This window comes from Streptomyces sp. NPDC017991, assembly GCF_044328075.1.
Taxonomy (GTDB): domain Bacteria; phylum Actinomycetota; class Actinomycetes; order Streptomycetales; family Streptomycetaceae; genus Streptomyces.
Genome location: NZ_JBIRGP010000003.1, coordinates 302,985 through 326,287 on the forward strand (window position 1 = coordinate 302,985; position 23,303 = coordinate 326,287).

The window sequence follows — 23,303 nt, forward strand, 5'->3', positions numbered from 1 at the left end:
GACGGTTCCGGCACCTCCCGCGCTCGGGGCGCGCAAAACGTGTCCGCGCCGGTACCGGTCGCCCCGGACGCCGTACGCGCCACCGTTTCCGTCGATAGCCTGGCGGACCGACCGCGGCCGTCGCCCCATCGTGACGGCGGCGAACGGTCGACGATCCGATCTGCCCCTGGTGTACGTGTGATCCCCCTGAAGCCGCGAGTGACGCACGAGGTCGTGCATGTGTTCCCCGCATGTCGATATGTTGACAAGTTCGAGGATGGGCCGCGATCACCCCCCAGGCCGTGGATAACGTGGACACCGTGGGCAACCGAGACGCTCCGGGACGTCGACGCGCACAGCCCCGTGCACACCCGCGTGCACAGCTCCGTGCACGGACCCGCCCACGTTCCCGCGCACGGGCCCGCCCGTCGGCCCGGCCGCCTCGTCAGCCGAGAGGCAAGTCGGTGGGACACTGGACCGCAGACCAGGGGGCATGCGACGGTGCATGCCCACAGGCCCGAATGCTCCCGTGCGCCCCCATCCCGGGAACTGAGTTCCTGACCGAACGCATCCCTGTGGGTAGCCGGCACGGGGACTCGGCAAGGGCTTCACACGCGGGAAAAGACCAGCACGTACCGGGGGGAAGAGGGGGGTACCAATGCCTCGTTGGAGGCCCTTGCCGGATGAACTCGATCCGCAGGTAAGGGAGTTCGCCAGCCAGTTGCGCCGACTGGTCGACCGCGGCGGGCTGAGCATCGCCGCCGTGGCCGACCGCACGGGATACAGCAAGACGTCCTGGGAGCGGTATCTGAACGGCCGCCTGCTCGCGCCCAAGGGCGCGATCGTGGCGTTGGCCGAGGTGACCGGGACCAATCCCGTCCATCTGACGACCATGTGGGAGCTCGCCGAGCGCGCCTGGAGCCGTTCGGAGATGCGCCACGACATGACCATGGAGGCGATCCGGATCTCCCAGGCGCGCGCGGCGCTGGGAGAGTTCGGGCCGACTCCTGCCAAGGGGGGAAAGAGCGGGAAGCAGGCGCGCGCCGGGGGAAGCGCGACCGCGCCCAAGCCGGGTATCGCGGGCCCTGCCGGGGTGGCACCCACCGTGCCCCCGCAGAGCCCGGCGCAGAACCCGGCGCAGAACCCGGCCCAGGGGGACGAGCGCAGGCAGCCGTACGGGGCCGGCGCGGATGCCCGCAGTGGCGGCGAGGGTGCCGGCGCGAGGACCGGCGCGGATGCGCGGGGTGGCGGTTGGGGAGTCGTCGCCTCGCCCCCGGGAGCGTCCGGAGTCTCCGGACCCAGGGGCGCCGGTGGGCCCGGTGGTCCCGGCGGGCCTGGTGGTCCCGGCACGTCCGGTGCCTCCGGCTTCGGTCCGCCGGGAGCCTACGGGCCGTCCGGTCCGGCCGGTACGCCCCAGGACGCACGGCCGAGAGCCGGCGGTTCGCCCGACGGGCAGCGGCCCAAGCGGCGGCTCACCATGCTCCTTGTCGGAGTCGTGGGTGCGCTCGTGGTGATAGCCGGGGCCGTGTACCTCATGAGCGCCGGTGGTGACGGCGACGGCGGGAACGAGGCCAAGCCGTCCCCGAGTCCGACGGTGAGCAAGGAACTGCCGGCCGGTGTCGAGTGCAGCGGGGCGGACTGCGCGGGCAAGGACCCGGAGAACATGGGCTGCGGCGGGACGCTGGCGCAGACCGTGGAGAAGGCCGTTGTCGGCACCGCGCAGGTCGAGGTCCGGTACAGCGAGACGTGCGGTGCCGCCTGGGCCCGTATCACCGCGGCCGGAGCGGGGGACACGGTCCGGATATCGGCCGGCTCGGCCGCCGCGCAGACCGCCGAGGTCGAGACGGACACCGACGCCTACACCCCGATGGTCGCGGTGAAGAGCGCCACCGGGGCGAAGGCCTGCGCGACGCTCGCGTCGGGCGTGGAGGGCTGCACGAAGTAGGCGACCGCGTCACCGGGTGCGACCCGCACGGGCGCCCGACTCCTCTGAGTCGGGCGCCCGTTGACGTCACGGCGCGTGCGCACGTCGAACCTCGCGGGGGAGGAATGGCAGGCGTACTTCGGGGCAGGCGGACCGTACCCCCACGGGAGTCCGGCGTTGTTTCGGCAGGACGAGCAGCTTCCGCGCTGCCGACCGGCACCCCCACCCGGCGGCCGTCGGCCCACTCTCCCGGCCCGACGGCCGCCCCCCCCGTACCAACGACGCGGTCTCCCGCCCCTCAGGAGCACGGGCAACGGCGCAGTCCCTCGCCCCTCAGGGGCACGGGCAACGGCGCAGTCTTTCGCCCTTCAGGGGCGCGGGGAACGGCGCAATCTTTTGTCTTTAAGGGGCGCGGGGAACGGCGCAATCTCGTCGCATTCAGGGGCGCGGGGAACTGCGCGACCAGCCCCCCCGGTGGCCCCCACCGCCCCCGCCCCCCCACAACGCCCCCAACCCAAACCGCCCCACCACCCGCCGGGCACGGCCTTGTGGGGCGGGCCACATCGGACCCGGACGTCCGGGATCCCGGATGCGCGATAGCCTGACCGCTGGATCTCTCTTGACGCCGAGAGATCGATCATCGGCACCGGTGATCGATCATCGCGGCGACAGGGCCGGGATCCCGTACCCCGGGGCAGGGACGCCCCACCGTCAGCTGCCCTACGGAGAACGCCATGACCCGCACTCCCGTGAACGTCACCGTCACCGGCGCGGCCGGCCAGATCGGTTACGCCCTCCTCTTCCGCATCGCCTCCGGCCAGCTGCTCGGCGCGGACGTGCCGGTCAAGCTGCGTCTGCTGGAGATCACGCCGGCGCTGAAGGCCGCCGAGGGCACCGCCATGGAGCTCGACGACTGCGCCTTCCCGCTCCTTCAGGGCATCGACATCACCGACGACCCGAACGTGGCCTTCGACGGCACGAACGTCGGTCTGCTCGTCGGCGCCCGCCCCCGCACCAAGGGCATGGAGCGCGGTGACCTCCTGGAGGCCAACGGCGGCATCTTCAAGCCCCAGGGCAAGGCCATCAACGACAATGCCGCGGACGACGTCAAGATCCTCGTCGTCGGCAACCCGGCCAACACCAACGCCCTCATCGCCCAGGCCGCCGCCCCGGACGTACCGGCGGAGCGCTTCACGGCGATGACCCGCCTGGACCACAACCGAGCGCTGACGCAGCTCGCCAAGAAGACCGGCTCCACGGTCGCGGACATCCAGCGCCTCACCATCTGGGGCAACCACTCCGCCACCCAGTACCCCGACATCTTCCACGCCACGATCGCCGGCAAGAACGCCGCCGAGACCGTGAACGACGAGAAGTGGCTGGCCGAGGAGTTCATCCCGACCGTCGCCAAGCGCGGGGCGGCCATCATCGAGGCCCGTGGCGCCTCCTCCGCCGCCTCGGCCGCGAACGCCGCCATCGACCACGTGTACACCTGGGTCAACGGCACGGCGGACGGCGACTGGACCTCCATGGGCATCCCGTCCGACGGCTCGTACGGTGTCGCGGAGGGCCTCATCTCCTCCTTCCCCGTCACCACGAAGGACGGCTCGTACGAGATCGTCCAGGGTCTCGACATCAACGAGTTCTCCCGCGCGCGTATCGACGCGTCGGTGCAGGAACTGACGGAGGAGCGCGAGGCGGTCCGCGCCCTCGGCCTCATCTAGGCACCGCCGTCCAGGCACTGCCGTCCAGGCACTGCTCGTCCTTCCACCGATCCCCGGGCGCCCGGGGATCAGTGCGTTCCGCGCCCCTTCCCGGCGGGGGCGAGCGGTTTCTCGAACCAGTACCCGGCGTGCGGGTTGTCGTCGTACGCCGGGATCTCGGTGTATCCGCCGGTCCGGTACATGGCCGCCGCCTCCTTGAGGACCTTGTGCGTGTCCAGGCGTACGGTCCGGTGGCCGCGTCCGGCGGCCGTCCGCTCCAACTCGGTGAGCAGTCGGCGTCCCAGGCCCAGGCCCCGGGCGTCCGGGCGCACCCACAGGTGCCGGATCTCGGCCGTCTCCGCGTCGAGCGCGCACAGCGCCCCGCAGCCGACGGCACGCTCCTCCTCGTACGCGACGAGGAGCGCGGCGATCCGTTCCGGCGGTACGAGGTCGGACGTGGCGTATCCCTCGGGGAAGCGTCCGTCGAGCTCGGCGGCGTAACCGGCGAGGCAGGCACGTGCGTCGGGCGAAGCCGCGTCGGCGGGCCGTACCGTGATCGCGGCCAGCCGCAGCAGCCGCTCGGTGACCGCGACCGCCTCGGTCAGCCGCCCCCGCTGGGCCTCGCTCAGCCCGCGCAGCAGTCCTTCGGCGAGGTCGTCCGCGCGGCGGTTCTGCTCCGCCAGTTCGGCGCGCCCGGCCGGTGTGGGCTCCGCGAGACGCAGTCTGCTGTCCCTCGGGTGCACGGTGACCCGCACGAGCCCCTGCTTCTCCAGCGCGCGCACCATCCGGCTCAGGTATCCGGCGTCGAGACCGAGCCGGGTCCGCAGTTCCCGCAGGGACGCGCCGACTCCGATCTCGTACAGCAGCCGGGCCTCGCCGAGGGGCCGGTCCTGCCCGAGGTAGTGGTCGTCGAGCACGCCGATCCGGCGTGTGAAGTAGCGGTTGAAGCGGCGCAGGGTCGTCACGTGCGCCGCGGGGACTGACACCGGCTCCATAATCTTTGACTTTAGTCAAAGAGCGATGAGGGTGTCCATGTTTCGGGCGGCTTGTCAGTGACCCCGCGCACTTCGGCGGCGGAGCGCGCATGACATCCGGGCCGAGGGGCAGGTGCTCCCGGCCCCGAGAGTGACGTGCGTGTGACGCGAGGGCTGATGACACAGGGGCACGGAACAGGAACGGAAGGCAGCACCGGAACATGTCGGGACACCAGGCGCAGCAGACGATTCATGTGGACGGCGAGTGGCGCGCGGCCGCCTCGGGTGCCACCCGGGACATCCTCGACCCGGCGGACGCGAAGCCGTTCGCCGAGGTCGCCGAGGGCGGGGTGCCGGACACGGACGCCGCCGTCGAGGCCGCCCGGCGCGCCTTCGACCACGGAGCGTGGCCCCGCACGCCCGTCACCGAGCGGGCCGCCCTCCTGCGCCGCGTCGCCGACCTCCTCGTCCGCGACCGCGAGAAGCTCGGGCTCCTGGAGAGCCGGGACGCGGGCAAGACGCTGGAGGAGGGGCGGGTCGACATCGACTGCGTCGCCGACGCCTTCCGGTACTTCGCCGATCTCGTCGTCGGAGAGGGCGGCGGGCGGGTCGTCGACGCCGGCTCGGACGACATCCACAGCGTCGTCGTGCACGAGCCCGTCGGCGTCTGCGCGATGATCACGCCCTGGAACTACCCGCTGCTGCAAGCCAGTTGGAAGGTCGCCCCGGCCCTCGCCGCGGGGAACACCTTCGTCCTCAAGCCCAGCGAGATCACCCCGCTGACCACCGTCGCCCTCATCGAGCTGCTCGTCGAGGCCGGACTGCCCGCCGGAGTGGCCAACCTCGTCACCGGCCCCGGGCACAGCGTCGGTGCCCGGCTCGCCGAGCACCCCGGCGTCGACCTCGTCTCCTTCACGGGCGGTCTGGCCAGCGGTACGAAGGTCGCGCAGGCCGCCGCCGTCACCGTCAAGAAGGTCGCCCTCGAACTCGGCGGCAAGAACCCCAACGTCGTCTTCGCCGACTCCTGCGCCACCGAGGAGGGTTTCGACACCGCCGTCGACCAGGCCCTGAACGCCGCGTTCATCCACAGCGGGCAGGTCTGCTCGGCGGGCTCCCGGCTGATCATCGAGGAGTCGGTACGCGACCGGTTCGTCGCCGAACTGGTGCGCCGGGCCGGGCTGATCCGGCTCGGCCGCGGCACCGAGGAGGGCGTCGAGTGCGGCCCGCTGGTCTCCGCCGAACAGCGCGAGAAGACCGAGGGGTACGTGGCCGCCGCCCTGGCGGAGGGCGCGGTGCTGCGGACCGGCGGCGCCCGCCCCGACCCGTCCGACCGGCTGCCCGCCACCGGCTACTTCTACGAGCCGACCGTCCTCGACCAGTGCCACCGCGAGATGCGCGTCGTACGGGAAGAGGTCTTCGGGCCCGTCCTGACGGTGGAGACCTTCCGTACGGAGGACGAGGCCGTGGCGCTCGCCAACGACACGGAGTACGGACTCGCGGGCGGCGTCTGGACCGCCGACGCGGGGCGCGCCCGGCGGGTGGCCGGACGGCTGCGGCACGGCACCGTCTGGATCAACGACTTCCACCCCTACCTTCCGCAGGCGGAGTGGGGCGGTTTCGGCAAGAGCGGCGTCGGCCGCGAGCTGGGCCCCGCGGGCCTCGCCGAGTACCGCGAGACGAAGCACGTGTACCAGAACCTCGCGCCGAAGCCGGTCCGCTGGTTCGCGGGCTGACGCCCGGCCCCCCTCAACGGCCGCCCCCTGAACGGCCCCTCAACGGCACCCTCGACGGCCCCATCGGCGGCCGTCACGCCACCCCCTTCACCTCACAAGGCCCCCTGGAGCGCCACCGCATGCCCGAAGACAAGCGCGAGCCCGAAAGCATGTACGAGCCCGAGCACACGTACGACTACGTCGTCATCGGCGGCGGCACCGCGGGATCCGTCATCGCCTCCCGCCTCACCGAGAACCCCGATGTCACCGTCGCCGTCATCGAGGGCGGCCCCAGTGACGTCGGCCGCGACGACGTCCTGACCCTGCGCCGCTGGATGGGCCTGCTCGGCGGGGAACTCGACTACGACTACCCGACGACCGAGCAGCCGCGCGGCAACTCGCACATCCGGCACAGCCGCGCCCGGGTCCTCGGCGGCTGCTCCTCGCACAACACCCTCATCGCGTTCAAGCCGCTGCCGTCCGACTGGGACGAGTGGGAGGCGGCGGGCGCCGAGGGCTGGGGTGCGGTCCCGATGGAGCCGTACTTCCCGCGCCTGCGCAACAACATCGTCCCGGTCGACGAGAAGGACCGGAACGCCATCGCCCGCGACTTCGTGGACGCGGCGCAGTCGACGCTCGGTGTGCCGCGTGTGGAGGGGTTCAACAAGAAGCCGTTCACCGAGGGCGTCGGCTTCTTCGACCTCGCGTACCACCCGGAGACCAACAAGCGCTCCAGCGCGTCCGTCGCGTATCTGCACCCCGTCATGGACGAGCGGCCCAACCTCCACCTGTACCTGGAGACCTGGGCGAACAAGCTGGAGCTGGACGGCACGCGGGCCCGCGGGGTCCGTGTGACGACGAAGGACGGCGACGAACTCCTCGTACGGGCCCGGCGCGAGGTCCTGCTGTGCGCCGGCGCCGTCGACTCGCCCCGGCTGCTGCTGCACTCCGGCATCGGGCCGCGCGAGGACCTCGAACAGCTCGGCATACCCGTGGCCCACGACCTGCCGGGTGTCGGCGAGAACCTGCTCGACCACCCCGAGTCGGTCATCGTCTGGGAGACGGACGGGCCGATCCCCGAGAACTCCGCGATGGACTCCGACGCGGGTCTGTTCGTACGGCGGGACCCCGAACGGGCGGGCCCCGACCTGATGTTCCACTTCTACCAGATCCCGTTCACGGACAATCCGGAGCGCCTCGGCTACGAACGCCCCGAGCACGGCGTCTCGATGACCCCGAACATCCCCAAGCCGCGCAGCCGCGGCCGTCTCTACCTGACCAGCGCGGACCCTGCCGAGAAGCCCGCCCTCGACTTCCGCTACTTCACGGACGAGGACGACTACGACGGCCGCACCCTCGTCGACGGCATCAGGATCGCCCGCGAGATCGCGAAGGCAGAGCCGCTCGCGCACTGGCTCAGGCGCGAGGTCTGCCCCGGCCCCGAGGTCACCGGCGACGAGGAACTGGGCGAGTACGCGCGCAAGGTCGCCCACACCGTGTACCACCCGGCGGGCACCTGCCGGATGGGCGCGACGGACGACCGGCTCGCCGTCGTGGACCCCGAGTTGCGCGTCCGCGGCCTCGACGGCATCAGGATCGCCGACGCGTCCGTCTTTCCGACCATGCCCGCCGTGAACCCGATGATCGGGGTCCTCATGGTCGGCGAGAAGTGTGCGGACCTGCTGGGAGGCGGTGCGTGATGAGTACGACGACTGCTGGAACGACCGCCGCTGTGACCGCCGGGACCGGCGCCGGCGAAGGCACGGCCGCCGAACCCGTCTTCTCCGTCGACGGCCTGTGGAAGGTCTTCGGCCCAAAGTCCGACCGGGTCCCCGCCGACCCAGAACTCGCCGCCCTCTCCGCCGCCGAACTCCGGACCCGTACCGGCTGTACGGCCGCCGTCCGGGACGTGAGCTTCGAGGTGCGCAAGGGTGAGGTCTTCGTCGTCATGGGCCTGTCCGGCTCGGGCAAGTCCACCCTCGTGCGCTGTCTGACCCGCCTCATCGAGCCGACCGCCGGCACGATCGCCATCGACGGCGAGGACGTGCGCGCGATGGACCGGGCGCGGCTGCGCGAACTGCGCCGCCACCGTGCCGCCATGGTCTTCCAGCACTTCGGCCTGCTCCCGCACCGTTCCGTGCTCGACAACGTCGCGTACGGCCTTGAGGTCCAGGGGGTGCCGAAGCGCGAGCGGCGGGCGAAGGCGCAGGAGGTCGTCGCGAAGGTCGGCCTCGAAGGCATGGAGCAGCGCCGGCCCGGTCAGCTCTCCGGTGGCCAGCAGCAGCGTGTGGGACTCGCGCGGGCGCTGGCGGTGGATCCAGAAGTCCTGCTCTTCGATGAACCGTTCAGTGCTCTCGATCCGATGATTCGACGAGACATGCAGGAGGAGGTGATCCGGTTGCACGGCGAGGAGGGCCGCACGATGGTGTTCATCACGCACGACCTGAACGAGGCGCTGCGCCTGGGCGACCGGATCGCCCTCATGCGCGACGGCCGGATCGTCCAGCTGGGCACGCCCGAGGAGATCGTGGGCTCGCCCGCCGACGACTACGTACGAGAGTTCGTCCGGGACGTGCCGCGCGAGCAGGTCATGACGGTCCGCGGAGCCATGCGGGCGGCGTCGGCGCAGGAGGCCGGCGAGGGTCCGGCCCTGTCGCCCGAGGCCACGGTCTCGCAGGCCATCGAGGCGGTCGCGCGCTCGGGCCAGACGGCCCGCGTGGTGGATCAGGGACGCTGCCTCGGAGTCGTGGACTCGGACGCGCTGCTGGAGGTGGTGGCGGGGACGGCCACCCGGTCCGCCGGGCCGGCGCGCGAGGGGGTGTCCTGATGGCCACCTTCACCGCGTCCGCTCCCCGTACGGCCCTGCCCGGCTTCCTCGGCTTCCTCGGACGTCCGGCCGTCGGCAAGCTCGTCCTGCTCGCCGTCGTCGCGGCCGTCCTCGTTCCGCTGGCCGACTCCCGTTGGTCGAGCGGCAGTTGGCCGGGCGCCCTCACCGTCGACCTCACCGAACCTCTCGGCAGGGCCAGCACCTGGATCATCGACAACCGCGACAGCCACCCGCTGTTCCTCTACTTCTTCGGGCACGTCTCGAACGCGGTCGTCCTTGCCGTACGCGCCGTCTACCTCGTCCTGCTCGCCGCGGGCTGGGCGGGCGTCACGGCCGCGGCGGCACTGGTCGCCTGGCGGGTCGCCGGGGTGCGCCTCGCGCTCGGCACGGCCGCCGCGGTCCTGACCTGCGGGCTGCTCGGTATGTGGGTGCCCACCATGCAGACCCTCGCGCTCATGGTCGTCGCGGTCCTCGCGTCCGTCGCCCTGGGTGCGCTGCTGGGCCTCGCCGCCGGGCTCTCCGACCGTACGTACCGCGCGCTGCGACCCGTCCTCGACACCATGCAGGTGCTCCCGGCCTTCGCGTACCTCCTGCCGGTCGTCCTCGTCTTCGGCATCGGCGTCCCGGCCGCGGTGCTCGCCACCGTCGTGTACGCGGCCCCGCCCATGGCGCGCCTCACCGCGCTCGGTCTGCGCGGCGCGGACGCCGGGGTGATGGAGGCCGTCGAGTCCCTGGGCACCACCGCGCGGCAGCGGCTCTTCACGGCCCGGCTGCCACTCGCCCGCAAGGAACTTCTGCTCGGCCTCAACCAGACCATCATGATGGCCCTGTCGATGGCCGTCATCGCGTCCGTCATCGGCGCGGGCGGCCTCGGTGACCGCGTCTACCAGGCGCTGGCCTCGGTCGACGTGGGCGCCGCGCTCGCCGCCGGCATCCCGATCGTGCTGCTCGCGGTCGTCCTGGACCGGGTGACGGCGGCGGCGGGAGCCGAGGCGGAGGGGTTCGAAGAGGCCGGCTCCCGCCGGACCGGCCGGACCGGCCTGCTGTGCGCCGTCGCCGCCGCACCGGCCGTCGCGGTCGCCGGGCGCCTGGCCGGCCGGCTCGACTGGCCCGGGACCTGGATCGTGAACATCGCCGAGCCGGTGAACCGCGCCGTCGACTGGATGACCGACCACCTCTACTCCGGGGTCCCCTACGTGGGCGGCACCGCCGACTGGGCGGCCCACTTCACCACCGGCGTCCTGAACCCGGTGCGCGACGGCCTGCAGTGGCTGCCCTGGTGGGCGGTCCTGCTGACCGTCGCCGCGCTCGCCTGGCTGATCGGCACCTGGCGCACCGCCCTGACCGCCGTCCTCGCGATGGCCGCGATCGGTGTGCTCGGCGTGTGGCAGCCCTCCCTCGACACGCTGTCGCAGGTCCTCGCGGCCGTGGCGGTCACGCTGGTCCTGGGCTTCGGCACCGCCGTCGCGGCGGCCCGGAGCGAGCGCTGCGAACGCCTCCTGCGCCCCGTCCTTGACGTCTTCCAGACGATGCCGCAGTTCGTCTACCTCATACCCGTCGTGGCGCTCTTCGGCGTCGGCCGTGCCCCCGCGGTCGCCGCCGCGGTCGTCTACGCGCTGCCCGCCGTCGTCCGCATCACCACGCAGGGCCTGCGCAACGTGGACCCGGCGGCCATGGAGTCCTCGCGCTCCATGGGCGCGACCGGCTGGCAGCAACTCCGCCAGGTGCAGCTGCCGCTGGCCCGCCCGGCCCTGCTGCTCGCCGTGAACCAGGGCGTCGTCCTCGTCCTCGCCGTCGTCATCATCGGCGGCCTGGTCGGCGGTGGCGCGCTCGGCTACGACGTCGTGTTCGGGCTCGCCCAGGGCGACCTGGCCACGGGTCTGGTGGCCGGCGCGGCGATCGTCTGCCTCGGCCTGATGCTCGACCGGGTCACGCAACCGACGCGGGGCCGTACGAAGAAGGGAGCCTGAGATGCGTACGCGTACGACCGGCACGCTGGCCGTCGGCTGCTCCCTGCTGGTGCTGACGACCGGCTGCGGAGCCGCCGACATGACCAAGCAGGCCTCGCCCTTCGCCAACGCGCGGGGCGCGAGGACCGTGACCCTCTCCACGCAGTCCTGGGTCGGCGCGCAGGCCAACGTGGCCGTCGCGCAGTACCTGCTGGAGCACGAACTCGGCTATCGCGTCGACACCGTCCAGGTCGACGAGGTGCCCGCGTGGGACGCGCTCAGCCAGGGCCGCGTCGACGCGATCCTGGAGGACTGGGGCCACCCCGAGCAGGAACAGCGGTACGTCGAGGACAAGAGGACGATCGTGGACGGCGGCGGTCTCGGCGTCACCGGGCACATCGGTTGGTTCGTACCGACGTACTTCGCGAAGCAGCACCCCGACGTGACCCATTGGAAGAACCTGGACAAGTACGCCGACCGGTTGCGCACCGCCGAGAGCGGCGGCAAGGGCCAACTGCTCGACGGCTCACCCTCGTACGTCACGAACGACAAGGCGCTGGTGAAGAACCTGGACCTCGACTTCCAGGTGGTGTTCGCCGGTTCCGAGGCGGCCCAGATCACCCAGATGCGGCAGTTCGCCAAGGAGAAGAAGCCGTTCCTCACGTACTGGTACTCACCGCAGTGGCTCTTCGAGAAGGTGCCGATGACAGAGGTGAAGCTGCCCGCGTACAAGGAGGGCTGCGACGCGGATCCGGAGGCGGTCGCCTGCGCGTACCCGCACACGCCGCTCCGCAAGTACCTCAACGCGGACTTCGCGAAGTCGGGCGGCGGGGCCGCCGCGTTCCTGAAGAAGTTCAAGTGGACGACCGAGGACCAGAACGAGGTCTCCCTCCTGATCGCCGACCGGAAACTGTCTCCGGAGGAGGCGGCGAGGAAGTGGGTACGGGGCCATGAGCGCACGTGGAGGGCGTGGCTGAACAAGTAGTGGCGTCCGGTGTGTCCCTGGCTGCGGGCCGGTGGGGGCGTGCCGCGCAGTTCCCCGCGCCCCTAAAAGATTGCGCAGTTCCCCGCGCCCCTTGCCCTTCAGGGGCGCGGGGAACTGCGCGACCGGCCCCCACCGGCCCGCAGCCGAAGCAGACACGTGGACCCGTCCGGAAAAACGGGTCCGAGAAGTCACCCGTGCTGCCCGGCCGTGTAATGCCCCGGCGCGAGGCGGCAGGTCACGCCGAAGCGGTTCCACGCGTTGATCACCGTGATCGAGGCGAGCAGCTGGGACAGCTCGGTCTCGTCGAAGTGCCGGGCGGCGGTCTCGAACACCTCGTCCGGCACGAAGCCGTCCGTCAGGACCGTCACGGCCTCGGTCAGCGCGAGCGCCGCGAGCTCCTTCTCCGTGTAGAAGTGCCGGGACTCCTCCCAGGCGCTGAGCTGGACGATCCGCTCGACGCTCTCGCCCGCCGCGAACGCGTCCTTCGTGTGCATGTCGAGGCAGAACGCGCAGTGGTTGAGCTGCGAGGCGCGGATCTTCACCAGCTCCAGCAGCACGGGGTCGACGCCCTGCCGGGCCGCCGCGTCCAGCCGGACCATGGCCTTGTAGACCTCGTGGGCGAACTTCACCCACTGGAGTCGGGGGGTGTCCTCGGGGGCGTACGAGGTGTCCTTCGCGGTGCTGTTCTCCGTCGTCGTCATGCTGTCGACCCTACGAACGAAACAGCCCAGGAGTATGGTCCATTTCCATGGCTGGACCTTGGGCCACTTTCGGGGTGGATCTGCATGTCGACGTGGCGCGTACCGGCTCCGGCCTGCGCAGAGGCCTCACGGACGCGCTGCGGGAGGCGGTGCGGGGCGGACGGCTCGCCCCGGGCGTCCGGTTGCCGTCCTCACGCTCCCTCGCCGCCGACCTCGGCATCGCCCGCAACACGGTCGCCGACGCGTACGCCGACCTCGTCGCCGAGGGCTGGCTCACCGCACGCCAGGGCTCGGGCACGCGCGTGGCGCAGCGGGACGTGCCGGTCCCGGCCTCTCCCGCGCGCAGGGCCCGGGCACGCCGGGGACCCGCGTACGACCTGGTCCCCGGCACCCCGGACCTCGCCTCCTTCCCGCGCGCCGAGTGGCTCAAGGCATACCGACGGGCTCTCGCGGCGGCACCGAACGACGCCCTCGGTTACGGGGATCCGCGCGGCCGGGTCGAACTGCGCACCGCCCTCGCCGGCTACCTCGCCCGCGCCCGTGGCGTACGCGCCGACCCCGACCACATCGTCATCTGCTCGGGTTTCGTCCACGGGCTGATGCTGCTCGGGGAGGTGCTGCGACGGCGGGGCGCACGGACGCTCGCGGTGGAGTCGTACGGCCTCGATGTGCACTGGGACCTGATCGAACGGGCGGGGCTGGGGTCGGTGCCGCTGCCGTTCGACGAACTGGGCACGCGGACGGACGACCTGGCGGAGCGCGGGAGCGGCAAGGGCGGCGGGGGCGGCGGCCTGGGCGGGGTGCTTCTCACACCCGCCCACCAGTTCCCCATGGGGGTGCCGCTGCGCCCCGACCGCCGTGCCGCCGCCGTCGACTGGGCGCGGCGCACGGGCGGGCTGATCCTGGAGGACGACTACGACGGCGAGTTCCGCTACGACCGCCAGCCCGTGGGCGCGCTCCAGGGCCTCGACCCGGACCGCGTGGTGTACTTCGGCACCGCCAGCAAGGCTCTCGCGCCCGGCCTGCGCCTCGGCTGGCTGGTCCTGCCGCCGGACGTGGCGCCCGAGGTCATGGCGGCGAAGGGTGGCGCGGACTGGTCGTGCGGGGTCCTGGACCAGCTGACACTGGCGGAGTTCATCACCTCGGGCGCGTACGACCGTCATGTACGCGCCTCCCGCCTCCGTTACCGGCGCCGCCGCGACCAGCTCGTCGCGGCCCTGGCGGCCCGTGCCCCGTCGGTCACCGCCACCGGTATCGCGGCCGGATTCCACGCCGTGCTGCGCCTGCCGCCCGGCACCGAGCAGTCGGTGGTCCGCGCGGCCGCCTGGCACGGCCTGGCCGTCCACGGCCTGACCGGCTACCGCCACCCCGCCGCCACGCCCCCTCCGGCGGACGCCCTGGTCGTCGGCTACGGAACCCCGTCGGACAGCGGCTGGCCGGGAGCACTCGAAACACTGTGCGGGGCGCTGCCCTAGGGCCTGCCCGTGCGGCGATCGCCCCCAGCACCGTCGTCGTCCCGGAACACACCGCCGCACCGAGGGCACACAGCATTCCAAAAAGCGCAAAATGACCGTGGAACAGGGAGAGTTGGGGGAGCCGCTTGTACAACCGGGCCGCGTGATCTTTACGCTGTCGGACTGACGAGCCCGGCGGACGGGCCGGACGGGGGAGAGACATGGCGGAGCAGCGCAGAAGACTTCGGTCCAGCACGGTCGTACTCGGTGGCATGGGCATTCTCGCAACGGCCCTCACCTCGTGCGGTTCCGATCCCGACCGCCGCTGTGTGGATCGCGACAGCTACGACTACGCGGGCGGCTACAAGGTCGTCGCCGACAAGAACTGCGCCTCCGGCTCCACCTCGGCGGGCAGGAAACGCGGGACGAGCGGGAGCGGCACGGTCGACGCCGCCTGGTACTACGACGCCGACGTCGCCGCAGGCCGCGCCGAGGACGGCACCTTCAGCCGCAGCGAGGCCGTCGACCGGGACGGCTTCGGCTGCTCGGACTCGGGCAGCGGCGGCGGCTGACCAGGACGCGGAACGCACCGACGGATCTACGGACACGCGACGGTGGAACGCCGAACCATGGAACCCCGCCCCGGCTGGCAGCGAACAGTCGAGGACCAGGGCCTCATCTACCCCCTCACCCGCCACCCGGACGACTCCCTGCGCCCGTACTGGGACGAGTCCGCCCACTACGTCTTCTCCCTGCCCGAGATCGAGGCCCTGGAGCAGGTCGTCGAGGAACTCCACACGATGTGCCTGGCCGCGGCCGAGTACCTCGTCACCGAGAACCGCCTCGCCGACCTCGGGATCACCGACCCGCGCGTGGCGGAGCCGGTCGCCGAGGCCTGGCGCCGCCGCGCCGAACTCCCCTCCCTGTACGGGCGTTTCGATCTCCGCTACGACGGCACGGGCCCGGCGAAGCTCCTGGAGTACAACGCCGACACCCCGACCTCGCTCGTCGAGGCCGCGAGCCCCCAGTGGTTCTGGATGGAGGAACGCTTCCCCGGCGCCGACCAGTGGAACTCCCTCCACGAACGGCTCGTCGAAGCCTGGCGGAAGCAGGCCCCCCTCCTTCCGCCCGGCAGCCCTCTCTACTTCGCGCACTCCGCCGCCGACGAACTCGGCGAGGACCTCATGACGGTCGGATATCTGAAGGAGACCGCGGAACAGGCCGGCCTCGACACCGCCTGGATCGCGATGGAGGAGATCGGCTGGGACCGTCTCTCCGGACGCTTCGTCGACAAGCAGCTCCGCTTCATCCGCAGCTGCTTCAAGCTCTATCCCTGGGAATGGCTCACCACCGACCGCTTCGCCCCGCATGTCCTGGCCACCCTCGACAACGGCGGTGGCACGGGCACGACGATGTGGATCGAACCCGCCTGGAAGATGCTGCTCAGCAACAAGGCCCTCCTCGCGATCCTCTGGGAGCTGTACCCGGACCACCCGAACCTCCTCCCCGCCTACCTCGACGGCCCTCGCGAACTGGCCACCACCGCCGGATACGTGGCCAAGCCCCTCCTCGGCCGCGAGGGCGCCGGCGTCACCGTCCACGAACCGGGCCCCGGACCCGTGGTCCTCCGCGAGGAGGCCTGCTGCTATCAGGAGCTGGCGCCTCTGCCGTCCTTCGACGGCAACCGGGTCGTCCTCGGCGCCTGGGTCGTCGGACACGAATCGGCCGGCCTCGGCATCCGTGAGTCGGCCGGCCTGGTGACGGACGAATACGCACGCTTCCTGCCGCACGTGATCCTGTGACCCACGGCGGACTCACGGCGGGGCCCGGTTCCGACCGCGCCCCGTCGTCGCTCGCATGGTGGACGGCACAACCTCTCCCGCGGGCGCTCCCGGTACGCTGATCCACGGGCCGTGACTGGCGCGCTGGGATGGGATCGACCATCGGGGAGCGGCCCGGGAACCGTGTGCCGTGCGCCTGGGCCGAACCGTGAACGCCGAACGCCACGTCCGGAGGCCGTCATGTCAGAATCCCGCGCACCCCTCTCCACCGAATCCACCGCCTTCCGCAGTGCCCTCGAAGTGATCCGTGCCGTCGAACCCCGGATCGCCGACGCCATCGGGCAGGAGGTCGCCGACCAGCGCGAGATGCTCAAGCTGATCGCCTCCGAGAACTACGCCTCCCCGGCCACCCTCCTCGCGATGGGCAACTGGTTCAGCGACAAGTACGCGGAAGGCACCGTCGGCCGCCGCTTCTACGCCGGCTGCCGCAACGTGGACACCGTGGAGGCCCTCGCCGCCGAGCACGCCCGCGAGCTCTTCGGCGCCGAGCACGCCTACGCCCAGCCGCACTCCGGCATCGACGCCAACCTCGTCGCCTTCTGGGCCGTCCTCGCCCAGCGCGTCGAGGCCCCGGCCCTGGAGAAGGCCGGCGTCCGCAACGTCAACGACCTCTCCGAGGCCGACTGGGCCGAACTGCGCCAGGCCTTCGGCAACCAGCGCATGCTCGGCATGTCCCTGGACGCCGGCGGCCACCTCACCCACGGCTTCCGCCCGAACATCTCCGGCAAGATGTTCGACCAGCGTTCCTACGGCACCGACCCCACCACCGGCCTCATCGACTACGAGGCCCTGCGCGCCACCGCCCGCGAGTTCAAGCCGATGATCATCGTCGCCGGCTACTCCGCCTACCCCCGTCTCGTGAACTTCCGGATCATGCGCGAGATCGCCGACGAGGTCGGTGCCACGCTCATGGTGGACATGGCCCACTTCGCGGGCCTCGTCGCCGGCAAGGTCCTCACCGGGGACTTCGACCCGGTGCCGCACGCCCAGATCGTCACCACGACCACGCACAAGTCGCTGCGCGGCCCGCGCGGCGGCATGGTCCTGTGCGACTCGTCGCTCGCCGACCAGGTCGACCGCGGCTGCCCGATGGTCCTCGGCGGCCCCCTTCCGCACGTCATGGCCGCCAAGGCGGTCGCCCTCGCCGAGGCACGCCGCCCCGAGTTCCGTGACTACGCCCGGGCCGTGGTCGACAACGCCCGCGCCCTCGCCGAGGGCCTGATGCGGCGCGGTGCCACGCTGGTCACCGGCGGCACGGACAACCACCTCAACCTCATCGACGTCGCCTCCTCCTACGGCCTCACCGGCCGCCAGGCCGAGTCGGCCCTGCTCGACTCGGGCATCGTCACCAACCGCAACGCGATCCCCGCCGACCCGAACGGCGCCTGGTACACCTCGGGCATCCGGATCGGCACGCCCGCGCTGACCACCCGGGGCCTCGGGGCCACCGAGATGGACGAGATCGCGGGCCTCATCGACCGCGTCCTCACCACCACGGAGCCGGGCACCACCAAGAAGGGCACCCCTTCCAAGGCCCAGCACATCCTCGACCCGAAGATCGCGGACGAGATCTCCCACCGCGCGACCGACCTCCTGACCGGCTTCCCGCTGTACCCGGAGATCGACCTCGGCTGATGTCCCGGGCGCGGCGCCGGCCACGAGCCCCCGGCCCCACCGCGCCCGGCCCCGCCGCCCCGACCGCCCGCAGTGTTCCGTCCTGCGGGCCGGTAGGGGCTTGTCGCGCAGTTCCCCGCGCCTCTGAGGGGCGACCCCCACCGGGCCCGCGGCCGGACACGTACCGGCGATCGGGGCAGCACCTGTCCCCGACCGGTTCCGGAGCGGGCCCCGGCACCTGAGAGAATGGTGAGCATGGCTTCTGACCGTCCCCGTGTGCTCTCCGGAATCCAGCCCACCGCAGGCTCGTTCCACCTCGGCAACTACCTCGGCGCCGTCCGCCAGTGGGTGGCCCTGCAGGAGTCCCACGACGCCTTCTACATGGTCGTGGACCTGCATGCGATCACCCTTCCGCAGGACCCCGCGGACCTGCGCGCGAACACCCGGCTCGCCGCCGCCCAACTGCTGGCCGCCGGGCTCGACCCCGACCGCTGCACACTCTTCGTCCAGAGCCATGTCCCCGAGCACGCCCAGCTCGCCTGGATCATGAACTGCCTCACCGGCTTCGGCGAGGCCTCCCGCATGACCCAGTTCAAGGACAAGTCCGCCAGACAGGGTGCCGACCGTGCCTCCGTCGGCCTCTTCACGTACCCGATCCTGCAGGTCGCGGACATCCTGCTGTACCAGGCCAACGAGGTCCCCGTGGGTGAGGACCAGCGCCAGCACATCGAGCTGACGCGCGACCTCGCCGAGCGCTTCAACAGCCGCCTGGGGCAGACGTTCACGGTTCCGAAGCCGTACATCCTCAAGGAGACGGCGAAGATCTTCGATCTTCAGGACCCGGCGGTCAAGATGAGCAAGTCGGCGTCGACGCCGAAGGGCCTCATCAACCTCCTCGACGAGCCGAAGGCCACCGCGAAGAAGGTCAGGAGCGCGGTCACCGACACGGACACGGTGATCAGGTTCGACCCCGTGGAGAAGCCGGGCATCAGCAATCTGCTGGGCATCTACTCCACCCTCACCGGCACCGGTGTCGCGGAACTGGAGCAGAAGTACGTCGGCAAGGGCTACGGTGCGCTGAAGACGGACCTGGCGGAGGTCATGGTCGACTTCGTGACGCCCTTCCGGGAGCGCACCCAGCAGTATCTGGACGACCCGGAGACGCTCGACTCGATCCTGGCCAAGGGAGCCGAGAAGGCTCGCGCGGTCGCGGCGGAGACGCTCTCCCAGGCGTACGACAAGGTGGGTTTCCTGCCCGCCAAGCACTGATCGCCGAGCACCGGCCGCCGGTACGGGAACCCGTAGGGGAGTCCGTAGGCGGTCCGGACGAGACCAGGACAACACCGGCACGACATCCGGAACGGGCCCGCACCGCCGTACAGTCGATAGCCGAACCGGCGGCAACCCATGCCTGACCGGAACGCCGACACGGCGGAACAGAACATCGGCACAACGACAGGAGACGACGTGGGGACCGTAACGATCGGTGTGTCGATCGCGGTCCCGGAGCCACACGGCAGCCTGCTCCAGGAGCGGCGCGAGGGCTTCGGCGACCCCGCGGCTTGCGGTATTCCCACCCACGTCACACTGCTGCCGCCGACCGAGGTCGACCGGTCGGCGCTGCCCGCGATCGAGACGCATCTAGTCGAGGTCGCGGCGGCGGGCCGCCCCTTCTCGATGCGGCTGCAGGGCACGGGAACGTTCCGTCCGCTGTCCCCGGTCGTGTTCGTGCAGGTGGTAGAGGGCGCCGAGGCCTGCACCTGGCTGCAGAAGCAGGTCCGGGACGCCTCCGGGCCCGTGGCGCGCGAGCTGCAGTTCCCGTACCACCCCCATGTGACGGTGGCGCACGGCATCGACGACGAGGCGATGGACCGTGCCTTCGAGGAACTGGCGGAGTACGAGGCGCACTGGCCGTGCACCGGCTTCGCGCTCTACGAGCAGGGGCCCGACGGGGTGTGGCGCAGGCTGCGCGACTACGTCTTCGGGGGCGCGGTCGTCCCGCCGCAGGCGTCCCACGTGGAACGGGGCCCGCTCCCGGCGTGCTGACCGGATCGGATTCGGTTCGGATTCGGATTCGTTCGGAAGTGCGGGGATCGCGAGGTCCGGGGTCAGGGGGGAACATGCGCAAGGTGGTGGCGGGGCTCGCTCTTCTCGGCCTCGCGCTGGCCGGATGCGGTACGGACGACGGCAGCGATCGCGCTGGTAGCGACGAGCGCGGTGACGGCAAGGCGAACTCGGCCGGGATGAGCTGGGCGTACGACGAGATCCTCGACGAGGGCAGCCTGTCGGACGTGCTGGCGAACGGCGCCGACGACGTCTGGGCCGTCGGCGCGGTCCTGAGCAGCACCGATCCGTCGTCCGGCGAGTCGTCCGGCGAGTCCTCCAGCGACGGGTTCCTGCTCCACCGCGACGGCACCCGATGGCAGCGGCAGCCGATGCCCGCGGTGCTCGGCGACAGCGTTCACCAGGCCCGCCTCGACGGCCTGGGCTCCGGAGAGTTCCTGCTGACGGCCTCCGCGCAGGACACGACCACGTCGCGCACGGCGCACTGGGACGGCACGGAGTGGACCGTTCTTCCGGAGCTTCCCGGCGGCGGCCGGGTCACCGAGGTGAAGGCGTTCGCGGCCGACGACATCTGGGTGCTGGCCACCGCGTCCCGGTTCCAGCACTGGGACGGCGCGCGGTGGAGCGCCGTGACGCTGCCCGAGGGCGTCACCGCCACCTCGCTCGACGGCGTCGCTTCCGACGACCTGTGGGCGGCCGGCTACCGCGATACCGGTGACGGCACCGACGGCTACGAGATGCAGCAGCCCGCCGCCGTGCACTGGGACGGCGAGGCGTGGCGGCGGACCGACATGCCCGAGTACCGCTACCCCGACCCGGTGCCCGCCGAGCCCGGCGCCTCGGTCGCCCGGGTCCTCGCCTTCGCCGCCGACGACGTCCGCGCGTACGGCACGCACAGCTTCAACCATGGCGAAGGGGAGGACGAGCCCGAGGAAGAGGCCGTTCGGCTGCGCTGGGACGGGTCCCGCTGGAGCAGGGCGGCCGACGCGCGGGGGGACTGCGCCGGACGCGTTCCCGTGGCTCGCGACGGCGCCCGCGGGCTTTTCCTCGACGGCAACCGGTACGCCGACGGTGACGGGGCCTGTACGAAGATCGGGCGGCCCCGGCTGCCCGACGAGGGCGGGGTCAGGGCCGACTCGCGGCAGTCGCTGTGGCTGTCCGCCGTGGAGCCGGTGCCCGGCACCGACCAGGTTCTCGGCGTGGGCCATGTCCAGGTCAACCAGAGCGGTGACCCGATGGACAAGACCGTCATCGTGTCGCTCACGAGGTAGCGCGCGGCTCCGGGGCCGGGTTCGCGGAGTCTGGGGTTCGGTTCGGGGCCGGGCTGCGGGCCGGTGGGGGCTTGTCGCGCAGTTCCCCGTGCCCCTGAAGGGGCACCCCGGGGGCACGGTTACAGCGGCAGGCGGCGGAACAGGCCCCGCGGTACGTGCCGCAGCGCCGACATGACCACCCGTAGCGCCCCCGGCACCCACACCGTCTCGGAGCGGCGGCGCAGGCCCGTCTCGATGGCTGTGGCGACCGCTTCGGGAGTGGTCGCCAGCGGGGCCTCCTCCAGGCCCTGTGTCATCTTGGAGCGGACGAAGCCGGGGCGTACGACCATCACGTGGACGCCCGTGCCGTACAGCGCGTCCCCCAGGCCCTGCGTGAACGCGTCGAGGCCCGCCTTGCTGGAGCCGTAGATGAAGTTGGCGCGGCGGGCCCGCTCGCCCGCCACCGAGGAGAGCACCACCAGGGAGCCGTGGCCCTGCGTCTGGAGCGCTCGCGCGCACACCAGCCCCGACGACACGGCGCCCGTGTAGTTGGTCTGCGCGACCCGCACCGCGGCACCGGGCTCGTTCTCGTCGTGCGACTGGTCGCCGAGGACGCCGAACGCGAGCAGCACCATGTCGATGTCGCCCTCGGCGAAGACCTTGCCGAGGACCGCCTCGTGGGCGTCGGGATCGAGCGCGTCGAAGTCGACGGTACGGACGTCCGCGCCGAGTTCCCGCAGCCCCGAGGCGGCCGACTCCAGGCCGGGTGAGGGACGGCCCGCGAGCCACACCGTGCGGGTGCGGCGGGTGATCAGCCGTCGTGCGGTGGCGAGCCCGATCTCGGACGTGCCGCCGAGGACGAGCAGGGACTGGGGGATGCCGAAGGCGTCCTTCATGGAAGCGAACTCCTAGGGGGAGGAGGGAGCGTTGACGGACCGGCTCACGTGGCGCCCGCGGGCGTCAGAGCCCGAGGCGCCGGGACAGGTCGGAGGTGAAGACGGACCGCGGGTCCAGCTCCTCGCGCAGCTCCCGGAACTCGCCGAGCCGCGGATACATCGACGCGAGCAGCTCGGGCCGCAGCCGGGAGTCCTTGGCGAGGTAGACCCGCCCGTCGGCCGCGGCGACCTCCTCGTCCAGTTCGTCGAGGAAGCCGCCGAGCCCCGGCAGGTTCGCGGGGATGTCGAGGGCGAGGGTCCAGCCGGGCATCGGGAAGGACAGCCAGCCCGGGTCGCCCTCGCCGAACCGCTTCAGGACGGCGAGGAAGGAGGGGCAGCGGCGCTGCGAGATGCGGTGCACGATCCGGCGCAGGGTCTCCTCCTGCCCGTATCCGACGGCGAACTGGTACTGCACGAAACCACCGCGCCCGTAGACGCGGTTCCAGTGCGGCACGCCGTCGAGCGGGTGGAAGAAGGTGGACATCCGCTGGAGTTCGCCCACCCGCTCGCGAGGCGCCTTCCGGTACCAGAGCTCGTTGAAGAGGCCCACCGTCGTACGGCCCAGCAGACCCTCGGGGACGAAGGAGGGCGCGGCGGGGAGACGTCCCGGACGGAACTCCAAGGGGGCTCTACGCGCGCGCGTGCGGTCGGCCAGCGCCTCCAGGGGGGCGTGATCGCCCCGGGTCAGCACCGAGCGGCCCATGGACGCCCCCCGGGCCAGCAGGTCGATCCAGGCGACCGAGTAGCGGTAGCGGTGGTCGGTGGCCGTGAGGCGGGCCATCAGGTCGTCCAGGTCCGTGGCGCGTTCCGTGTCGACGGACATCAGCGACGTCGCGACGGGCTGCAGCCGGACGGTGGCCGTCAGGATGACGCCGGTCAGGCCCATCCCGCCCGCCGTGGCGTCGAACAGGGGCGTCCCCCGGTCCACCATGCGGATCCGGCCGTCGGCGGTCAGCAGTTCGAAGGACAGGACGTGGCGGGCGAACGAGCCGGACACATGGTGGTTCTTGCCGTGGATGTCCGCGCCGATCGCCCCGCCGACCGTCACATAGCGGGTCCCGGGAGTCACCGGCACGAACCAGCCCAGCGGCAGCAGTACTTCCATGAGGCGGTGCAGGGAGACACCGGCGCCGCACAGCACGGTTCCGCCGTCCGCGTCGATCGCGTGGACGCGGTCGAGCCCCGTCATGTCGAACACGGCCCCGCCCGCGTTCTGCGCCGCGTCCCCGTACGCCCGTCCCAGGCCCCGCGCGATGCCTCCGCGGGCCCCGCACTCCCGGACGGCCGCCACGGCCTCCTCGTACGAACGGGGGCGTACCAGGCGGGCTGCGGTGGGAGCGGTGCGGCCCCACCCCGTGACGGAAACCGTGTCGGTAGACATACCGGTGACC

At 71.8% G+C, this 23,303-nt stretch carries 18 protein-coding genes and 1 riboswitch; of the genes, 14 read left to right on the forward strand and 4 right to left on the reverse strand.

The window, feature by feature from the left end:
• Positions 1-637: 637 nt before the first annotated feature.
• Both ACH4DZ_RS09830 and ACH4DZ_RS09835 read left to right on the forward strand, forming a co-directional pair.
• Positions 638-1,924, forward strand: coding sequence for a DUF2690 domain-containing protein (locus ACH4DZ_RS09830; RefSeq protein ID WP_398286484.1), 1,287 nt, complete (start codon positions 638-640; stop codon positions 1,922-1,924).
• A 713-nt stretch (positions 1,925-2,637) separates the two neighbouring features.
• Positions 2,638-3,627: a malate dehydrogenase gene (locus ACH4DZ_RS09835; protein ID WP_398286486.1), complete on the forward strand. Its 990-nt coding sequence runs from the start codon at positions 2,638-2,640 to the stop codon at positions 3,625-3,627.
• A 68-nt stretch (positions 3,628-3,695) separates the two neighbouring features.
• Here the strand turns inward: ACH4DZ_RS09835 and ACH4DZ_RS09840 are convergent, their stop codons facing one another.
• Positions 3,696-4,601, reverse strand: coding sequence for a GNAT family N-acetyltransferase (locus ACH4DZ_RS09840; RefSeq protein ID WP_398286488.1), 906 nt, complete (start codon positions 4,599-4,601; stop codon positions 3,696-3,698).
• Between the two features lie 200 nt (positions 4,602-4,801).
• On the opposite strand from ACH4DZ_RS09840, the gene ACH4DZ_RS09845 reads away from it, so the two are divergent.
• The 5 genes from ACH4DZ_RS09845 (at position 4,802) to ACH4DZ_RS09865 (ending at position 12,053) form a co-directional block, all read left to right on the forward strand.
• Positions 4,802-6,313, forward strand: coding sequence for an aldehyde dehydrogenase family protein (locus ACH4DZ_RS09845; protein ID WP_398286489.1), 1,512 nt, complete (start codon positions 4,802-4,804; stop codon positions 6,311-6,313).
• A gap of 149 nt (positions 6,314-6,462) precedes the next feature.
• Positions 6,463-7,992, forward strand: coding sequence for a GMC family oxidoreductase (locus ACH4DZ_RS09850; RefSeq protein ID WP_398287056.1), 1,530 nt, complete (start codon positions 6,463-6,465; stop codon positions 7,990-7,992).
• Entirely contained in the window at positions 7,992-9,119 is a 1,128-nt protein-coding gene (locus ACH4DZ_RS09855) for a glycine betaine/L-proline ABC transporter ATP-binding protein (RefSeq protein WP_398286490.1), read from the forward strand. The genes ACH4DZ_RS09850 and ACH4DZ_RS09855 overlap by 1 nt, the downstream gene beginning before the upstream one ends.
• Positions 9,119-11,089 carry an ABC transporter permease gene (locus tag ACH4DZ_RS09860; protein WP_398286491.1) on the forward strand — a complete coding sequence of 657 codons (1,971 nt, stop codon included), beginning with the start codon at positions 9,119-9,121 and terminating at the stop codon, positions 11,087-11,089. Before ACH4DZ_RS09855 ends, ACH4DZ_RS09860 begins: the two co-directional genes overlap by 1 nt.
• Before the next feature lies 1 nt (position 11,090).
• Positions 11,091-12,053, forward strand: coding sequence for an ABC transporter substrate-binding protein (locus ACH4DZ_RS09865; protein ID WP_398286492.1), 963 nt, complete (start codon positions 11,091-11,093; stop codon positions 12,051-12,053).
• A 188-nt stretch (positions 12,054-12,241) separates the two neighbouring features.
• Here the strand turns inward: ACH4DZ_RS09865 and ACH4DZ_RS09870 are convergent, their stop codons facing one another.
• Positions 12,242-12,754: a carboxymuconolactone decarboxylase family protein gene (locus tag ACH4DZ_RS09870; protein WP_398286493.1), complete on the reverse strand. Its 513-nt coding sequence runs from the start codon at positions 12,752-12,754 to the stop codon at positions 12,242-12,244.
• 47 nt (positions 12,755-12,801) lie between these two features.
• Here ACH4DZ_RS09870 and ACH4DZ_RS09875 point away from each other — a divergent pair, with 47 nt between their 5' ends.
• From ACH4DZ_RS09875 to ACH4DZ_RS09905, 7 genes are all read left to right on the forward strand, one after another.
• Entirely contained in the window at positions 12,802-14,229 is a 1,428-nt protein-coding gene (locus ACH4DZ_RS09875; RefSeq protein ID WP_398286494.1) for a PLP-dependent aminotransferase family protein, read from the forward strand.
• 200 nt (positions 14,230-14,429) lie between these two features.
• Complete coding sequence (locus ACH4DZ_RS09880; RefSeq protein WP_398286495.1) at positions 14,430-14,780, forward strand: hypothetical protein; 351 nt, start codon at positions 14,430-14,432, stop codon at positions 14,778-14,780.
• Between the two features lie 42 nt (positions 14,781-14,822).
• Positions 14,823-16,010, forward strand: a complete 1,188-nt coding sequence (locus ACH4DZ_RS09885) for a glutathionylspermidine synthase family protein (protein WP_398286496.1) — start codon at positions 14,823-14,825, stop codon at positions 16,008-16,010.
• A gap of 101 nt (positions 16,011-16,111) precedes the next feature.
• A riboswitch (ZMP/ZTP riboswitch) is annotated at positions 16,112-16,198 on the forward strand.
• Between the two features lie 31 nt (positions 16,199-16,229).
• Positions 16,230-17,684 carry a glycine hydroxymethyltransferase gene (locus ACH4DZ_RS09890; protein WP_398286497.1) on the forward strand — a complete coding sequence of 485 codons (1,455 nt, stop codon included), beginning with the start codon at positions 16,230-16,232 and terminating at the stop codon, positions 17,682-17,684.
• A gap of 234 nt (positions 17,685-17,918) precedes the next feature.
• Positions 17,919-18,932: a tryptophan--tRNA ligase gene (trpS, locus tag ACH4DZ_RS09895; protein WP_398286498.1), complete on the forward strand. Its 1,014-nt coding sequence runs from the start codon at positions 17,919-17,921 to the stop codon at positions 18,930-18,932.
• A 198-nt stretch (positions 18,933-19,130) separates the two neighbouring features.
• The gene (locus ACH4DZ_RS09900) at positions 19,131-19,709 is read left to right on the forward strand and encodes a 2'-5' RNA ligase family protein (RefSeq protein WP_398286499.1); all 579 of its coding nucleotides are present in this window, start codon (positions 19,131-19,133) and stop codon (positions 19,707-19,709) included.
• A 74-nt stretch (positions 19,710-19,783) separates the two neighbouring features.
• Complete coding sequence (locus tag ACH4DZ_RS09905; protein ID WP_398286500.1) at positions 19,784-20,998, forward strand: hypothetical protein; 1,215 nt, start codon at positions 19,784-19,786, stop codon at positions 20,996-20,998.
• A gap of 119 nt (positions 20,999-21,117) precedes the next feature.
• Here the strand turns inward: ACH4DZ_RS09905 and ACH4DZ_RS09910 are convergent, their stop codons facing one another.
• The gene (locus ACH4DZ_RS09910; protein WP_398286501.1) at positions 21,118-21,873 is read right to left on the reverse strand and encodes a decaprenylphospho-beta-D-erythro-pentofuranosid-2-ulose 2-reductase; all 756 of its coding nucleotides are present in this window, start codon (positions 21,871-21,873) and stop codon (positions 21,118-21,120) included.
• 64 nt (positions 21,874-21,937) lie between these two features.
• On the reverse strand, positions 21,938-23,293 hold the full coding sequence (locus tag ACH4DZ_RS09915) for an FAD-binding protein (protein WP_398286502.1): 1,356 nt from the start codon (positions 23,291-23,293) through the stop codon (positions 21,938-21,940).
• Positions 23,294-23,303: the final 10 nt, after the last annotated feature.

What these genes read in the sequence shown, in the direction of transcription:
- ACH4DZ_RS09830 (WP_398286484.1), top strand. Translation starts at nt 638, where the DNA reads ATGCCTCGTTGGAGGCCCTTGCCGGATGAACTCGATCCGCAGGTAAGG.
- ACH4DZ_RS09835 (WP_398286486.1), top strand. Translation starts at nt 2,638, where the DNA reads ATGACCCGCACTCCCGTGAACGTCACCGTCACCGGCGCGGCCGGCCAG.
- ACH4DZ_RS09840 (WP_398286488.1), bottom strand. Translation starts at nt 4,601, where the DNA reads ATGGAGCCGGTGTCAGTCCCCGCGGCGCACGTGACGACCCTGCGCCGC.
- ACH4DZ_RS09845 (WP_398286489.1), top strand. Translation starts at nt 4,802, where the DNA reads ATGTCGGGACACCAGGCGCAGCAGACGATTCATGTGGACGGCGAGTGG.
- ACH4DZ_RS09850 (WP_398287056.1), top strand. Translation starts at nt 6,463, where the DNA reads ATGTACGAGCCCGAGCACACGTACGACTACGTCGTCATCGGCGGCGGC.
- ACH4DZ_RS09855 (WP_398286490.1), top strand. Translation starts at nt 7,992, where the DNA reads ATGAGTACGACGACTGCTGGAACGACCGCCGCTGTGACCGCCGGGACC.
- ACH4DZ_RS09860 (WP_398286491.1), top strand. Translation starts at nt 9,119, where the DNA reads ATGGCCACCTTCACCGCGTCCGCTCCCCGTACGGCCCTGCCCGGCTTC.
- ACH4DZ_RS09865 (WP_398286492.1), top strand. Translation starts at nt 11,091, where the DNA reads ATGCGTACGCGTACGACCGGCACGCTGGCCGTCGGCTGCTCCCTGCTG.
- ACH4DZ_RS09870 (WP_398286493.1), bottom strand. Translation starts at nt 12,754, where the DNA reads ATGACGACGACGGAGAACAGCACCGCGAAGGACACCTCGTACGCCCCC.
- ACH4DZ_RS09875 (WP_398286494.1), top strand. Translation starts at nt 12,802, where the DNA reads ATGGCTGGACCTTGGGCCACTTTCGGGGTGGATCTGCATGTCGACGTG.
- ACH4DZ_RS09880 (WP_398286495.1), top strand. Translation starts at nt 14,430, where the DNA reads ATGGCGGAGCAGCGCAGAAGACTTCGGTCCAGCACGGTCGTACTCGGT.
- ACH4DZ_RS09890 (WP_398286497.1), top strand. Translation starts at nt 16,230, where the DNA reads ATGTCAGAATCCCGCGCACCCCTCTCCACCGAATCCACCGCCTTCCGC.
- trpS (WP_398286498.1), top strand. Translation starts at nt 17,919, where the DNA reads ATGGCTTCTGACCGTCCCCGTGTGCTCTCCGGAATCCAGCCCACCGCA.
- ACH4DZ_RS09905 (WP_398286500.1), top strand. Translation starts at nt 19,784, where the DNA reads ATGCGCAAGGTGGTGGCGGGGCTCGCTCTTCTCGGCCTCGCGCTGGCC.
- ACH4DZ_RS09910 (WP_398286501.1), bottom strand. Translation starts at nt 21,873, where the DNA reads ATGAAGGACGCCTTCGGCATCCCCCAGTCCCTGCTCGTCCTCGGCGGC.
- ACH4DZ_RS09915 (WP_398286502.1), bottom strand. Translation starts at nt 23,293, where the DNA reads ATGTCTACCGACACGGTTTCCGTCACGGGGTGGGGCCGCACCGCTCCC.